Here is a 13,988-nt window from a genome sequence, read left to right as displayed (position 1 = left end):
GCCATTTTTTTATTTCAGCCACGGATAATTATGTTTTCGCTTTTTCAGTATAAAAAAAAGGGTAAGACACCCGTTATTCGCCAGCATGAATTTACCGAATGCGGGCTGGCCTGCCTGGCGATGGTGCTGGGGCACTATGAACACCATGTCTCCGTCAGCCAGCTGCGCAGGGAGCTTTCAGTCTCTGCCGACGCGGGCACCTCGATGGCGGAACTCATGACCCTCGCCAGCGATAAAAATATGACGGGCCGGGTGCTCAAGGGCGAAATCACTGAAATTGAAAGTGCCGAACTGCCGCTCATCGCCTTCTGGCGCGGCAATCACTTCGTGGTGATCGTGAAGGTTGACTGGCGCAGCGTAACGGTCCACGACCCGGCCAGCGGCGTGCGTCGTTACAGCCTCAAAGAGGCGCAAAAACTCTTTTCCGGCTACGTGCTGGAGCTGAAGCCGACGCCGCGCTTCGACAAAAAATCCCCTGACGAGACGCTCACGCTGGGGCGGCTGGCCAATAAATCCCCGAGCTTATTTCAGCGGCAGGTGCTGCTGTTTGTGCTCTCGATTTTTACCCTCATCACCATGCTGGCCAGCCCCACCTACGTGCAGCTGATCATGGACGAGGCCATCTCGCGCAACGACAACGATCTGGTGATCTTACTCACCGCCATTTTCGCTATCGTCTTTATTTTTGAAGTCATTGGTAAGTTCCTCAAGCAGCTGCTTGAGATCCTGATGCGTAACATTGCCTATGACGACCTCAGCCAGTCGGTTCGCCGCTATATGCTGCGCACCCAGACCAGCTGGTTCCGCAGCCGCCCGCCGGGCATTGTGCTGGCGATAGAGAAATCGCTCCATGCCTGCGCGGAGTTCATCAGCAATGGCTATGTGCAGATCCTCTTTTCCAGCCTGATCGCCTTCACCAGCCTGCTGTTTATGCTGCTGTATAACGTGAAAATCGCCGTGCTGACGATGCTGCTGATGGGGGTGTTCTTCCTGATCCGCTTTTCGCTGATCGGGCCTTACCAGCGCGCGGTGGACGACTCCATCGAGCGCACCGCAAAGTATGAATCGCTGCTGGTGGAGACGCAGAAGGGGATCATCACCCTGAAGGCCAACAACATGGAGCAGGCCCGGGACGCGGTGATGGACAAATCCCAGCGCGAACACATCGCCGGGCTGATGCGCAAAGAGCGCCTGCTAGCCCGCTTTGATGTTGCCTCGCTGCTGGTGATCAACGCCGAGCAGCTGCTGGTGGTCTGCTTTGGCGCGTGGCTGATCCTGGAAGGACAGATGAGTATCGGGATGCTCTACGCCTACATCAGCTACAAACGCTACTTCTCCGACGCGATGGTGCAGGTGGCGCAAAAGCTGCTGGACAAAAATGCGCTCAAAGGACCGCTGGATCGCGTGGGCGACCTGCTGTTTGCCCCCTCTGAAGCCAGCCAGTTTGGCCGGAAGATTGTGACTTCACCCGTCAGTCTGGCCTTTGAGGATGTCTCTTTTGCTTATCCGGGACGCGAGGCGACCCTGCAGCACATCAACATGACGCTGAAGCAGGGCGAAGAGGCGGTGATTGTCGGCCAGAGCGGCTCCGGGAAAACCACGCTGCTGCGTCTGATCTCCGGGATGTTGCTCTCCACATCGGGCAGTTTGCGGATCAATGCGATCCCGATCACCGAGTGCGATCTCTCCTCTCTGCGCCAGCATATCCGCATCGTGCATGCGGACGATATTCTCTTTACCGGCTCCATTCTGGATAACCTCTCCTGCTTTGATAGCGCGCCGGACAAGGAGCGGGTGATTGCTGCCTGCCGGCTGGCGGAGATTGACCACGTGGTTGCGCGCCTGCCGCACGGATACGAAACGGAGTTGTTGCCGGGAAACACCTTTTTCTCCGCCGGTGAGATGCAGCGTCTGGTGCTGGCGCGCGCCCTGTACAGCCAGCCGAAGCTGCTGCTGTGCGATGAAGTGACGGCAAACCTCGATAAAACCACGGCGCAGAAGGTGCTGGCGAACCTGCGTGGGCTGGGGATTGGTCTGGTATTTGTCACCCACTCGCCGGAGGTGGTGGGCTGTCACGGACGGCTCTACACCATGGAAAACGGCACGCTGCGGGAGAGTGAGCAATGATGTTTCTGCCCCGTCTCTACGCCCGACTTTGCGCCCGGCAGGCTGGACGCACGCTGCTCGCAAGCCGGATCACGCAAAACTACAGCCAGTTTATGCGCTGCCCGGAGGCTGACGTCCCGCCCGATTTTCTGCGCCAGAACGCCCTGGAGATGAGCGGCTTTCATTTTGTCGAGCAGATCTTCCCGCCCGCGCTGTGGCGGCGCAACGTGCGTTTCGATCTCCACGCCCGGGTGGCGGCATTTACCCACGAGCAGGATTTCTATTCTCAGCCCCGTACCCTGTTGCTGGGCATGCGCTGGGCCGGGTTTGGCCTGATCGCGGATGCGCTGCTCGCCACCGCGCCAGAGGACGTGCGCTTTCAGTTTGTTACCCGCCTTCCCGCGCTGCACAAGCTGATGGCGGCACACGAGGAGCGGCGGGCAGGGACGTTTTTCGCCCCGCACCGGCTGGTGACCGTGCTGCTGGTGGATGAGCGTCTCCCGGATGCGCCGCTGTTCATGACCCAGGCGGGCGACCAGAAAGCGTGGTTAACGGACGTGTCGACGCGCTTTTTAACGCGCTACGGATACGTGATCCGTACGCTGCTGCCCGGCTGTTCGCTGCACTCGGCGGAATTTGCGCTGGAGAGTCAGACCTATGCCCCTGCGGAGTACCGTCAGGCCGCCACCGCCACGCTGAACGCGTTGCGTAAAACCCCCACGCTCTGGAGTGCATGGGACGATCTTTCAGTGATTTATCATGGATGACATGTCGTGAAATTAAGAAACCGAAACCGACAACGTCGGGCGCTGATCCCGCACCATTTTTCAAAGAGCTACGAGATCAACGCCCCGCGGCTGAAAGGCGTGTTAACGCTGTTTATCGCCTTTTTTCTCTGTCTGCTGGTCTTTTCGATCGTCTTTAACTTTTCGGAAACCACGCTGGCGCGTGGCGTGCTGATCCCGGCTCAGGGCGATGTGGAAGTGCGTGCCCGAGAGTCGGGTACCATCGTTGATTTTGCCGTACGTCCAGGCCAGTACGTGAAAGAGAACGACCCGCTTTTTACCGTGTCGCAGGACTACGGCGGCAAGCAGGGCTCGGTGGTGCAGTTCGATCGCCAGCAGATGGAGGCGGAGAAAAAGCGCAGCGAACAACGTGTGCAGACTATCGAGGATTCTATCGCCACGTACCGGAAAAACCTGGCGCAGCAGCTGGATATTGCCGACCGGCAGATTGTGGTGTCCCGCGACAAAGTGAAAAAGCTGCGTGCGTTGCTCAAAAACAGCACCGATACCTATGAGGCGTGGAAAGCGATATCCGGGAAAGGCTATGTGTCGAAGGTCGATCTGGATAAAAGCCACAACGACGTGCTCAACGCGCAGCTTAACCTGACGCTGGAGGAGAGCAGTATCCTCGATCTGGAAGCGCGCAAAACCAGCCTGACCGACAGCACCCAGTCGCAAATCGACTCCCTGAGCCAGGAGCTGTTGTACGTGAAAAACCGGATCAGCGAAATTGACCGTAACCTCTCCAGCCGGGGCAGCTCTACGATGGCCATGCTGGCGCCTGCCGATGGTTACGTGGTGGCGATCAACTTCCCGCCGGGTCGGGCCATTACGCAAAACAGCGAGGTGGTGGTGGTGATCCGTAAAAACACCGCCGCGTCGATGGAGGGGTACCTCTATGTGCCAGCGACGGGCGTGGGCCGGGTGGCGAAAGGGGATAAGGTGAAGCTGCGCTTTGACTCCTGGCCAGTGGATAAATATGGCTCGGTGGAGGCCACCCTGTCTGATTTCTACGAGGTGAATATTGATGCCCATTCGGCACTTATCCCGCTGCAGGAGGGGCAGAACTACTATCTTGCCAAGGTACGGGTGCCTTCCTGGTTTACCGATCCGGACAACAAAAAGCGTCTGCTGATGGGTGGGATGACGGTGAACGCCGATATCGTTATCGATCGTAAGCCGCTCATCAACCTGCTGATTGCGCCGCTGGAGCGGGTGCGTAAACGGTTTATCGATTGACCCGATTTCATCGTTCATTGCCCGTTAGCCCACAGGATAAAACAGGGTAGCGGGCTATTCTCCTTATCACACGCACAGGAGAATAGCCCATGAACATCACCCATATTCGCAATGCCACCCAGCTGATCACGTATGCCGGTAAACGCTTTTTGATCGACCCGATGCTGGCCGCAAAAGACGCTTACCCCGGTTTCCCCGGCACAGCCCGGGCCCACATCCGTAACCCGATGGTCGAGCTGCCCGTTGACGTCAGCATGCTGCTGAACGCCGATGCGGTGATCGTCACCCATACCCATGACGATCACTGGGATCGCGCGGCGGTGGAACTGATCGCCAAAGACAAACCGATCTATGTGCAAAACGATCGTGATGCCGCGCTGCTGCGAAGCCAGGGCTTTCACAACCTGACAGTCATGACCGACGAGACCACCTTCGGTGATATCCGCATCGAGAAAACCCACTGCGGCCAGCACGGTACCGATCGTGCGTACGCGGTGCCGGAGCTGGCAGAGCGTCTGGGCGAAGCCTGCGGTGTGGTTCTGCGCCACCCCGACGAGAAAACGCTCTACATCGCGGGCGATACCGTCTGGCGTGATGCGGTGGCGGCCGATCTGCAAAAACACCAGCCGGATGTGGTGGTGCTTAATGCCGGATACGCGCATGTGATCGGTTTCGGGCCCATCATTATGGGGGAAAAGGATCTGCTCAACGTTCACTTCCTGCTGCCGCAGGCAAAAATTGTGGCGGTCCATATGGAAGCCATTAACCATTGCCTGCTGAGCCGCCGCGCGCTGCGGGAATACGTGGAAGCGAACCAGATCGGTGATGCGGTGAGCATTCCCCAGGACGGCGAAACCGTTATATTCTGAGCACCAAAAAGGGAAGGAGAGACAGATGCCACTTATCAACGTCGCGATTGTCGCGGTAGACGGGTTTAGCCCGTTCCACTACTCCGTTCCCTGCATTCTGTTTGGCGACGCGGTCTCCGGCGAAAAGCGCTTTAACGTGACGATCTGCGCCGAAAAACCCGGCGTTCTCACCTCTAAAGAGGGCTTTGCCCTCAACGCGACGCAGGATTTTTCAGCCATTACGCAGGCGGATATTGTGGTGGTGCCCTACTGGCAGCACGTGCTCGATCGCCCGCCTCAGGTGCTGCTCGACAGCCTGGTGCAGGCAAGAGACAACGGTGCGGAAATTGTCGGGCTGTGTCTGGGGTCGTTTGTGCTGGCGTATGCGGGCATTCTCGACGGCAAGCGCGCGGCCACCCACTGGGAGTTTGAACATCACTTCCAGTCGCTTTTTCCGCGCGTCCAGCTTGATATCAACGCCCTCTATGTGGATGACGACAATATCATCACCTCCGCCGGGACCGCCGCCGCGCTGGACTGCTGTCTGTACATCATCCGCCAGCGCTTCGGCAGCGTGGTCGCCAACCAGATCGCCCGCCGGATGATTGTGCCGCCGCACCGCGAAGGCGGTCAGGCGCAGTTTATTGCCCAGCCGGTGCCGAAGGACACCCGCGACGCGCGGATTAACGGCCTGATCGACTATCTTCAGCAGCATATTACCAAACCGCACAGCCTGGACTCGCTGGCGGCGGTGGTTTCCATGAGTCGCCGCACGCTGACCCGTCATTTTGTCAACGCCACCGGCATGACCGTGGCCGACTGGCTCACCGCCGAGCGCCTGCGGCGCAGCCAGATCTTGCTTGAAGCCGGCAACATGCCGGTTGAACGCGTGGCCGAACTGGTAGGGTTTAACTCTGCGGTGACCTGGCGCCAGCAGTTTAAGGCGCGCTTTGGGGTGAGTCCGGCGGAGTGGCGCAGGACGTTTCGCATTCAGCCCTCTTCAGGGAAAAATAATGCTGTCACGATGGAATAAAATGGCGTGGTCGGCATCTTAGGGCTCACGATAACGAATGACCTGACGAGTGTGCCTTATGCCACCTGATGACGCTGAAAGTACACAGTTGCGAGAGCTGATCCCCGGCCTGCGCCGTTTCGCTCTCTGGCTGACCCGGGATGTCCATGAAGCCGACGATCTGGTGCAGACGACGCTTGAGCGTGCGCTGGATAAATGGACAACACGACGACCTGATGCCTCGTTAAAAAGCTGGTTATTCACCATTCTCTATCGCGAGTTCCTGATAGAGAAACGCCGCACAAAGCGCTACTGGGGATTGCTCAGCAGAATGAAAAGCGATGACAATCCTGCCTGGCCGTCAGCGGAGCAGGAGATTGCGACGCAAAGTATGCTGGAGGCCTTTGGACGTTTGACGCCAGAGCAACGCAGCCTGCTGATCCTCATAACCATTGAAGGTCTGAGCTATCAGGAGGTTGCCCATGTGATGGATATTCCCATCGGCACCGTGATGTCCCGACTTTCCCGGGCTCGCCAGGCGCTGCACCGCCTGGGCGAGGGTGAAACCCCACAGCCGATACTGAGACTGATGAAATGAAAATACCGCCTGACGAACACGATTTGCATGCTTATGTAGACGATCAACTGGATGAGCATGAGCGGGTCATTATGGAACGCTACCTGGCACATCATCCGCACATTGCCCGGCAGGTGCAGGGCTGGCGGGAGGATGCACAGCGTCTGCGCGCCACGCTGGGGGGGCTGCCGTTGCCTGACGTGACCACGTCGCTGGATCCTGCGACGATACGCGCCCGACAGGTACGCCGAACCCACAGCCGTATGCGGCTGGCTGCCTCTTTTGTCCTGTGCATCGCGCTTGGCTCACTGGGTGGCTGGCAGGCGCGTGGCTGGCAGAGTGCCACCAGTGCGCCAATGGGCGATGCGCTCAGCGCCTATAAGCTGATGGTGGTTGAGAAAAGTATGGCAGCCGATTTTACCCCGGACGGACCCACAGCCCTGACCGCGTGGCTGACGCAACACGTCGGAGCGGGGGCGCAGATGCCCGATCTGCGCCAGGCTGGGTTCACGCCGGTGAGCGGTCGCCTGTTTGCTACAGAACAGGGGGCCGCTGCGATGGTGCTTTACCGGGACAGCACCGGCCATACCCTCAGCTTCTATATTCGCCCGCCGGATCCTCGCCAGCCGCTGCTCTCAACCGGCCAGCGCACCGCGGGCGGGCTGGTGGCCCTTTATGGCTCCTCGCAGGGACTGAACTATGCCGTCGTCGGCCCGGCGGGTATGGTCAACAATCCCGCCATTTCCCGCGAACTCGGCAAACGCACCTGACGACCCCGCCGCCCGTTGCGTAAAACTTTTTTGCAACGGGCGGGAATAAACCGCGCGCTCAAACATCTCTTACACAAGCCTGCATGATGCCGGCCTTGATGAATAAGGATTGAGAGATGAGAAAAGCAACGTTAGCGACTCACGGTTTTTTCATGGCGTCTTTACTGTTCGCGGGCGCCGTTTTCTCGGTTACCGCCAGCACGACGCCGTTAACGGATGCGGTCAAACAGAACTTCGATGGCGAAATCCAGAACAACACGCTGGCGATTAGCCCGGATGAAAAACTGGCTGTGGTGGCCCGCAGCGGAAAGCCGGAAGTCATCGTTTACGATTTGACGACCGGGAAAGTCAGCGCCGTGCTGAAGCACTACAACACCCCACGAAATATCGTTTTTGCTCCGGACGGCAAGAGCTTCTATGTGTCGGACAGCAGCCTGGGCCTTATTGAGCGCGTGGATGCCACGACCTTCAAAACAGCTGAGCAGTATGCCGCAGGGCCTGGCGCGTTTGGCACGGTACTGAGCAAAGACGGCAGGACGCTGTACATCAATAACCAGGCCAGCAATGCGGTCATCAGCATGAACACGGAGACGAAAATTGCTAACGCGGTGATTACCGGCTTTTCGCAACCCCGTCAGGGTGTGCGGCTCAGCCCGGATGGCCGGGTGCTGTATGTGACCAACTTCGTCAGCGACAAAATCACCCTCGTTGATACCGCCACCCACAAAATCACCGGCGAAATCGGCGGGTTTAACAAGATCCGCGCCATCTCTGTAACGGCAGACGGCAAAACGCTGTTTGCCGCCAATAGCGGAAATAACACCCTCTCGGTCGTCGACACCACCACACAAAAGGTGACGAGCACCATTCCTGTCGGCAAGCAACCGTATGGCGCCGCGCTGTCACCGGACGGCAAATTCGTCTACAGCGGCAACCTGGGTGATAACAGCGTCTCCGTTATCGACGTGCCGACACACAAAGTCATCGCTACCGTAACGGGCTTTAACGAGCCGCGACAGGCCATCGTTTTCACCGCCGACAACCGCTACGCCTGGGTACTGAACAAGGATTTGAGCCTCTCCCGAATTGATCGTGAAACACAACGCATTGTGTCCACCGTCAAATCCTGAAAATAACGCAAGGACAATGTCATGAAAAAAACAACACACAACATCTTACTCGCAGCTGTGCTGGCCCTGGCTTCTGGTCAGAGTTTTGCGGCGGTGAAGGATGACGCGCTGGCACATTTTAAAGCGATTGCCGACGGGAAAACCGACACGCTTAAGCAGCAGTATGCACAAAATGCGCGTCTGGAGTGGGTGGGCGGGCCGCTGGACGGTACCTATACTACCACCGACGCGATTGACGGGGTATGGCGCAAATTTACCACGGCCCAGGGCACGCTGAACCATAACGTTGAAGACCTGAAGGAGGCGACAAACCCGAAAGGCAGCACCGTCACCGCACGCGTGCAGTTTGCCGGTAAGGCGACGCTCAACGTCCTGTATGTTCTGACCTACCGCGAGGGCAAAATCGTCAACGAAACGTGGCAGATTGATCCCGCGAAGCGCTAACGCGCTGCTATACCCTCATTAATCCCGCCAGTACGGCGGGATTTTTTAGGGGTGTTACTGAACAATCACCCGGCCATTCAGCGGCTGAAGCGGACGGTTATTGCTGTGCTCAAGCGCTTGCTTAAACATCTCCAGCTGCTTTTCTGACAAGGTCACGGTGTTTTTCATCACCAGCCAGCGCAGCCCTTCGGTGCACGGTGGGGTGGTCAGCGAGCCGCTGAAGCGATAGTAGTGCAGGTCAGCCGGGAACAGCGGACGAAGATCGAGGCGTTTATCAATTGCCACTTCGTGGTCCTTTTCCTTCGGAAGGTGTGCCAGCAGTGGCGTCAACGCGCTGTTCTCCGGGCCCACCTCAAACATCACGGCGAGCACTGCGATATCACCCTCTTTGCTGGCATGAACAAAGTGCGCTTCCAGCGGGAAGGATTTACCGTTGATCCGGTTTTCGCTCGGGGTGTGGAAATGGTACTGGCGCAGAGTAAAGATCTGATCGTCCAGACGGAATTCATCTTCGTCGCTGGCGGTCACCTGAAGGGTATGGCCGTTGTTCACCAGCTTTTCGGCGGCGGTATGGAAATTCAGCTCCAGCGGCGGCAGCGTGGCATCAAAGGCGTTACGGATATCGATGGGCGACTGGAATTTCCCGGTCTTGCAGGTGGCAAACTCGTTGCTCAGTTCTCCCCAGTTTTCAGGACCGGCCTTGCCTTCATACGTCCAGTGCGGGGTTGTTCCTGCAAAGACGGAGGCGGACAGGGCGAACAGGGATGCGGTCAGAATGCTTTTCATGATGGGTCTCCAGGAATAATAAATGCGCGTTAAAATATTGATGGCATTGTACTCTTTCCTATAAGACCCGTCCCGAAGTGTGGTTATTTACGTTAAGAGAGCGGAGAGGATAACAACCTACCCCAGCTTCTCCATCCTGGTCTCTCCCTCCACCATCGACAGCTGATACAGCGAAAACGAACGGTGCTTCTCAATCAAATTCGCCAGCTCCGGCGAGTGGCTGGTGAGCCAGATCTGCGAGTAGCGGCTGGCCTCGGCGATTAAGCTCGCAAGGGCGGGCAGCATCTGCGGATGCAGGCTGTTTTCCGGTTCGTTCAATGCGATAAACGCCGGTGGACGGGGGCTTAACAGCGCCACCGCCAGGCACAGGAAGCGCAGCGTACCGTCAGAGAACTCTGCGGGCTCCAGCGGTCTGCTCAGCCCTTCGCGCTGCATCATCATGCGGAACCGTCCGCCGGTGTTGTCGCTGTAAAACACGCAGCCGGGGAAGGCCTGGCCGAGAATGCGCATCAGCAGCAGTTCATCGCCAATCTCCACAATGGTCTGAAACGCCGCCGCGAGGTTGGCACCGTCGCTCGCCAGCACCGGGGAGCGGAAGCCGACCTGTGGGGCACGCATCATGGAGCCGCTTGCTACGGAAAACTCGTGATAAAAGCGCCAGTTACGCAAGGACTCGCGCATTTGCGACACTTCCGGGTAAAGGTGCGGTTCGCCGAGCTGGCCGAACACCGATTCATTCTCGTAGAGCGTGCCGCTGTGGGTCACTTTCTCGTGATGGACGTTATTCAGGAAAACCGCCTGGTTCCTGCGCTTCATCAACTGTGCCGACGGGCGGCGGTGCTGGCCGCTTAGCCAGATGGACTCTTCCTTGATCACCGGATCGAGCTGAAATTGCGAGGGATAGGGCAGCTTCTCAACAAACCCTACCTGCAGCTCGTATTCGTAGGTTTCGGTTTCTACCGCCAGGTTCATCCGTCGCAGCTGGTCGCTGCGGGTTTTACCCGCCCAGAACACTTTCAAAATCCCGCCTTCATTCGCCAGAGCCTGAGAGAACTGCCCCTGCGCGGCGCTGTGCATCAGGTGGATTGCCTTGTAAATATTTGATTTTCCGGTGCCATTCGGGCCGAAGACAATGTTGAGCTGTTCCAGCTCCAGCGACATATCGCGAATTGAGCGGTAGTTTTGAATGTGCAGGGTGGTGATCACAGGCAGATCCTTTTTTGCGTTATAACCTGTATATACTTACAGTCTTTCAGGTGAAATGCAAAAAAGAGACGACAGTGAGGTGTCGTCTAAACGGGGTACTGCTTTGGGCCTCTATGGGTCACGGGGGCCTTCGCATTTTTATCATCACTTAACAGCCAGACGCAGACCCAAATCATCAGGATAGGGATCAAAGTAGTTTTGCGTCATCAGATACCGGTCAGGGTATTCGGCCAGGTAATGTTTAAGCAGCGTGATCGGCGCGAGAATGGGCAGGAGCCCGTCGCGATAATGCAGGATCACGTCGCGAAGCTCGCCGCGCTGACGGCTGTTGAGCTGATTACGGAAATAACCCTGAATATGCATCAGCACGTTGGTGTGATTTTTCCGCGAGGCGGGCTTTTTCAGGATGGTCATCAGTTTTTCGCGGTACGCCACGAAGAACGCGTCCAGATCGTCCCATTCATGCAGCGAGGCGACAAACGGGCCAATCTCACGGTAACCCGCCTGATGGTGCGCCAGCAGCTGCAGTTTGTAGCGGCTGTGGAAATCCAGCAGCGCCCGGCGCGTCAGGCCGCTGGCGCGCAGCGTGTTCAGCTCATGCAGGGCAAAAACGCGCTCGACAAAGTTCTCCCGCAGCACCGGATCGTGCAGGCGTCCATCCTCCTCCACGGGCAGCCACGGCCTGGTTTCAAGGAGGGCAGCGGTGAACAGCCCGACCCCCTCCTTGCGGCCCCGGTTGCCGTTTTCATCGTACACGCGCACGCGTTCCATGCCGCAGCTCGGGGATTTTGCACAGACAATAAACCCGGCGAGATCGCCGATCTCAGGCAGGTAACTGGCCGTAAAGTCCGCCATTTTCTGCGTGACGTCATCATGCGGCGGATGGCTAAAACGCATCTGCGTGTCGCCGCCGGTCGTCATGATCAAACGCAGCGCAGGGCGTGGCGTGGGCAGGCCGATCGCCATTTCGGGGCAAACGGGTCGGAAATTCACCCACTGGGCCAGCTCATCCATGACGAAACCCATACGCTTATGCCCGCCGTCAAAGCGAACGGCGGACCCGGTCAAGCAGCCGCTAATACCCAGCACAGGTTTCGTTGTCATGGTATGTTCCTCCAGAGCCAATACTTAAAACTTACACAATCTTGCTTATTTGTCCAAGTATTGGCGGAGGTATTTTTTATTGCCTTTTAAAATCAATAAGATTTAACTGCCCTTGTAGGTGGAGTAACCGTACTGGCTCAGCAGAAGCGGAATGTGCAGTTTCTCGTTGGTCCGGGTGACGGTAAACAGCACCGGCACTTCCGGGAAGAATGACTCCAGCTTTTTGCTGTGGAAGTAGTCTGCGGTTTTGAAGGTCACTTTATACACGCCAGGCTGCATGTCCTGATCCTGTGGATAGAGCGATTTGATGCGTCCGTCATGGTCGGTTTTGCCACTGGCAATGGGGGTCCATTTGTCCTGCTCCTGCTTTTCCAGGGTGACGGTGACATCCGATGGCGGCATGCCGGTTTGCTGGTCAAGAACGTGTACGCTCAGCGTGCCGGCAGGGGCACTGAAGGCGGCAGGGGCAAAGGCCATGGAGGCCAGGATCAGCAGAGGGGCCGTTTTTTTCATGTTGTTTTTCCTGTGAAGTTGTCAGTCACAGGAAAACGTTAGCATCTGCGGCGCGGAAAAATATTCAACTTTTCGTGAAGATTCCCGCAGGAGAAAATCATTAGAGGATAATGACCTCAAGGGAAAGCTGCTGCTGCCACTGCGCCACCTGTTTTTTCCGCGCGGCGGTGAGTTTACCACTGGTGATCAGCAGCCATTTGCGCTCCGGGAAAATCTCCGGCGCCAGGGTGTCCGGGGGGATGGGCAAAATGTCGATACGGTGACCCTGGCCAGTGCGCGTTAAGGCTTCGAGCCAGATTTCACACGGATCGTTCAGGTACCAGCCGCTGAGCAGAAGATTATCGCCCGGCGCTTTTTTATCCCCTTCGAGGCAAAACGAGGTGTAGGAAATGATGATGCCATCGAGGATCGCGCGCAGGGTCATGGCAGCGGCAACGTTGGCCGATACCTGGCTGCGCAGCGGACGCAGCACGTTCGCCACCAGTTCGGGTCTGGGGTATTCGCGGCCCGCATCGTAAACCATCTGACGCAGGGACTCGATTTTACCCTCCTGCAGGCGTTCCAGCATGCTTTGCTGCAGCGTTTGCCAGTTGTTGGTCCGGCGCGGGACAGGGCGTTCCAGCAGGGGTTTTACCTGGCCAATGGGCACGCCTTTTTTCACCCAGTCGAGGATCTTCAGCGCCTGCTGAACGTCCTCATCGCTGTACAGGCGGTGGCCGCCCTCCGTGCGCTGCGGCTTGAGTAAACCATATCGACGCTGCCATGCCCGCAGCGTGGTGGCGGTGATGCCGCTGAGTCTGGCGAATTCGCCGATGGAGTAAGCCATGTCCATGTCCAGAGTGGAGGAATACTCTCAATATACTACGAATTTTTCAGAACGGGATGAAGCGCCGAAAGGGTGCACTACACTTAACATCCAACCGTGCAAATGAAAGGAATTCTCATGAAGCTATGGCCTGTTGTCACCGGGGTTGCCATTGCGCTGACCCTTGTAGCCTGTAAATCCCCCACGCCGCCGAAAGGCGTGCAGCCTGTTTCCGGTTTTGATGCCAGCCGCTATCTCGGCAAGTGGTATGAAGTCGCCCGCCTGGAGAACCGCTTTGAACGCGGGCTGGAGCAGGTGACGGCCACCTACGGCCAACGGAGCGATGGCGGCATCAGCGTGCTCAACCGCGGTTACGACCCGGTGAAGAACAAATGGAACGAGAGTGAAGGCAAAGCGTACTTTACCGGTGCGCCAACCACCGCCGCACTGAAGGTTTCGTTCTTCGGCCCGTTCTACGGCGGCTATAACGTCATCAAGCTGGACGATAAGTACCAGTACGCGCTGGTCAGCGGCCCAAACCGGGACTACCTGTGGATTTTGTCGCGCACGCCAACCGTGCCGGACGCGGTGAAGCAGGATTACCTGAACACCGCGCGCAGTCTGGGCTTCCGGGTCGATCAGCTGGTGTGGGTAAAACATTAA

15 protein-coding genes are annotated in these 13,988 nt (G+C 57.6%); 10 read left to right on the top strand and 5 right to left on the bottom strand.

What is annotated here, in order from left to right; genetic code table 11:
* The first annotated feature begins 30 nt into the window (after positions 1–30).
* The 9 genes from NQ842_RS00445 (at position 31) to NQ842_RS00405 (ending at position 8,911) form a co-directional block, all read left to right on the top strand.
* Entirely contained in the window at positions 31–2,127 is a 2,097-nt protein-coding gene (locus NQ842_RS00445; RefSeq protein ID WP_257256403.1) for a peptidase domain-containing ABC transporter, read from the top strand.
* Positions 2,124–2,873 carry a hypothetical protein gene (locus NQ842_RS00440; protein ID WP_153908070.1) on the top strand — a complete coding sequence of 250 codons (750 nt, stop codon included), beginning with the start codon at positions 2,124–2,126 and terminating at the stop codon, positions 2,871–2,873. Before NQ842_RS00445 ends, NQ842_RS00440 begins: the two co-directional genes overlap by 4 nt.
* 6 nt (positions 2,874–2,879) lie before the next feature.
* Positions 2,880–4,130: an HlyD family secretion protein gene (locus tag NQ842_RS00435; RefSeq protein ID WP_014830095.1), complete on the top strand. Its 1,251-nt coding sequence runs from the start codon at positions 2,880–2,882 to the stop codon at positions 4,128–4,130.
* Positions 4,131–4,219: 89 nt separating this feature from the next.
* Positions 4,220–4,999: an MBL fold metallo-hydrolase gene (locus NQ842_RS00430; RefSeq protein ID WP_257256402.1), complete on the top strand. Its 780-nt coding sequence runs from the start codon at positions 4,220–4,222 to the stop codon at positions 4,997–4,999.
* Positions 5,000–5,024: 25 nt separating this feature from the next.
* Complete coding sequence (locus NQ842_RS00425) at positions 5,025–6,011, top strand: GlxA family transcriptional regulator (protein WP_096928372.1); 987 nt, start codon at positions 5,025–5,027, stop codon at positions 6,009–6,011.
* Between the two features lie 58 nt (positions 6,012–6,069).
* A complete protein-coding gene (locus NQ842_RS00420; RefSeq protein ID WP_014830098.1) occupies positions 6,070–6,588 on the top strand; it encodes a sigma-70 family RNA polymerase sigma factor in 519 nt (172 codons plus the stop codon).
* Positions 6,585–7,337: an anti-sigma factor gene (locus tag NQ842_RS00415; protein ID WP_047360558.1), complete on the top strand. Its 753-nt coding sequence runs from the start codon at positions 6,585–6,587 to the stop codon at positions 7,335–7,337. The genes NQ842_RS00420 and NQ842_RS00415 overlap by 4 nt, the downstream gene beginning before the upstream one ends.
* A gap of 152 nt (positions 7,338–7,489) precedes the next feature.
* On the top strand, positions 7,490–8,467 hold the full coding sequence (locus NQ842_RS00410; RefSeq protein WP_257256401.1) for a YncE family protein: 978 nt from the start codon (positions 7,490–7,492) through the stop codon (positions 8,465–8,467).
* Between the two features lie 21 nt (positions 8,468–8,488).
* Complete coding sequence (locus NQ842_RS00405) at positions 8,489–8,911, top strand: nuclear transport factor 2 family protein (RefSeq protein WP_047023314.1); 423 nt, start codon at positions 8,489–8,491, stop codon at positions 8,909–8,911.
* Between the two features lie 54 nt (positions 8,912–8,965).
* Here NQ842_RS00405 and NQ842_RS00400 read toward each other — a convergent pair whose 3' ends face one another.
* The 5 genes from NQ842_RS00400 to NQ842_RS00380 form a co-directional block, all read right to left on the bottom strand.
* Positions 8,966–9,697, bottom strand: coding sequence for a carbonic anhydrase (locus tag NQ842_RS00400; RefSeq protein ID WP_014830102.1), 732 nt, complete (start codon positions 9,695–9,697; stop codon positions 8,966–8,968).
* A 117-nt stretch (positions 9,698–9,814) separates the two neighbouring features.
* The gene (locus NQ842_RS00395; protein WP_014830103.1) at positions 9,815–10,903 is read right to left on the bottom strand and encodes an AAA family ATPase; all 1,089 of its coding nucleotides are present in this window, start codon (positions 10,901–10,903) and stop codon (positions 9,815–9,817) included.
* Between the two features lie 144 nt (positions 10,904–11,047).
* A complete protein-coding gene (locus NQ842_RS00390; RefSeq protein ID WP_257256400.1) occupies positions 11,048–12,007 on the bottom strand; it encodes a DUF523 and DUF1722 domain-containing protein in 960 nt (319 codons plus the stop codon).
* 102 nt (positions 12,008–12,109) lie between these two features.
* Positions 12,110–12,520 carry a hydroxyisourate hydrolase gene (gene uraH, locus NQ842_RS00385; RefSeq protein ID WP_014830105.1) on the bottom strand — a complete coding sequence of 137 codons (411 nt, stop codon included), beginning with the start codon at positions 12,518–12,520 and terminating at the stop codon, positions 12,110–12,112.
* A gap of 100 nt (positions 12,521–12,620) precedes the next feature.
* Positions 12,621–13,346: a MerR family transcriptional regulator gene (locus NQ842_RS00380; protein WP_046888935.1), complete on the bottom strand. Its 726-nt coding sequence runs from the start codon at positions 13,344–13,346 to the stop codon at positions 12,621–12,623.
* 117 nt (positions 13,347–13,463) lie between these two features.
* On the opposite strand from NQ842_RS00380, the gene NQ842_RS00375 reads away from it, so the two are divergent.
* Positions 13,464–13,988 (top strand): lipocalin family protein, encoded by a 525-nt coding sequence (locus NQ842_RS00375; protein ID WP_020686467.1) that lies wholly within the window; start codon positions 13,464–13,466, stop codon positions 13,986–13,988.

This window comes from Enterobacter cloacae complex sp. R_G8, from assembly GCF_024599795.1.
Taxonomy (GTDB): domain Bacteria; phylum Pseudomonadota; class Gammaproteobacteria; order Enterobacterales; family Enterobacteriaceae; genus Enterobacter; species Enterobacter dissolvens.
Note: the sequence above shows the minus strand (reverse complement) of the source record. Positions and strands in the feature narration are given on the sequence as shown.

Bases quoted from the DNA above. Each gene is read 5' to 3' on its own strand.
- NQ842_RS00445 (WP_257256403.1), top strand. From the start codon at position 31: ATGTTTTCGCTTTTTCAGTATAAAAAAAAGGGTAAGACACCCGTTATT.
- NQ842_RS00440 (WP_153908070.1), top strand. From the start codon at position 2,124: ATGATGTTTCTGCCCCGTCTCTACGCCCGACTTTGCGCCCGGCAGGCT.
- NQ842_RS00430 (WP_257256402.1), top strand. From the start codon at position 4,220: ATGAACATCACCCATATTCGCAATGCCACCCAGCTGATCACGTATGCC.
- NQ842_RS00425 (WP_096928372.1), top strand. From the start codon at position 5,025: ATGCCACTTATCAACGTCGCGATTGTCGCGGTAGACGGGTTTAGCCCG.
- NQ842_RS00420 (WP_014830098.1), top strand. From the start codon at position 6,070: ATGCCACCTGATGACGCTGAAAGTACACAGTTGCGAGAGCTGATCCCC.
- NQ842_RS00415 (WP_047360558.1), top strand. From the start codon at position 6,585: ATGAAAATACCGCCTGACGAACACGATTTGCATGCTTATGTAGACGAT.
- NQ842_RS00410 (WP_257256401.1), top strand. From the start codon at position 7,490: ATGGCGTCTTTACTGTTCGCGGGCGCCGTTTTCTCGGTTACCGCCAGC.
- NQ842_RS00405 (WP_047023314.1), top strand. From the start codon at position 8,489: ATGAAAAAAACAACACACAACATCTTACTCGCAGCTGTGCTGGCCCTG.
- NQ842_RS00400 (WP_014830102.1), bottom strand. From the start codon at position 9,697: ATGAAAAGCATTCTGACCGCATCCCTGTTCGCCCTGTCCGCCTCCGTC.
- NQ842_RS00390 (WP_257256400.1), bottom strand. From the start codon at position 12,007: ATGACAACGAAACCTGTGCTGGGTATTAGCGGCTGCTTGACCGGGTCC.
- uraH (WP_014830105.1), bottom strand. From the start codon at position 12,520: ATGAAAAAAACGGCCCCTCTGCTGATCCTGGCCTCCATGGCCTTTGCC.
- NQ842_RS00380 (WP_046888935.1), bottom strand. From the start codon at position 13,346: ATGGCTTACTCCATCGGCGAATTCGCCAGACTCAGCGGCATCACCGCC.
- NQ842_RS00375 (WP_020686467.1), top strand. From the start codon at position 13,464: ATGAAGCTATGGCCTGTTGTCACCGGGGTTGCCATTGCGCTGACCCTT.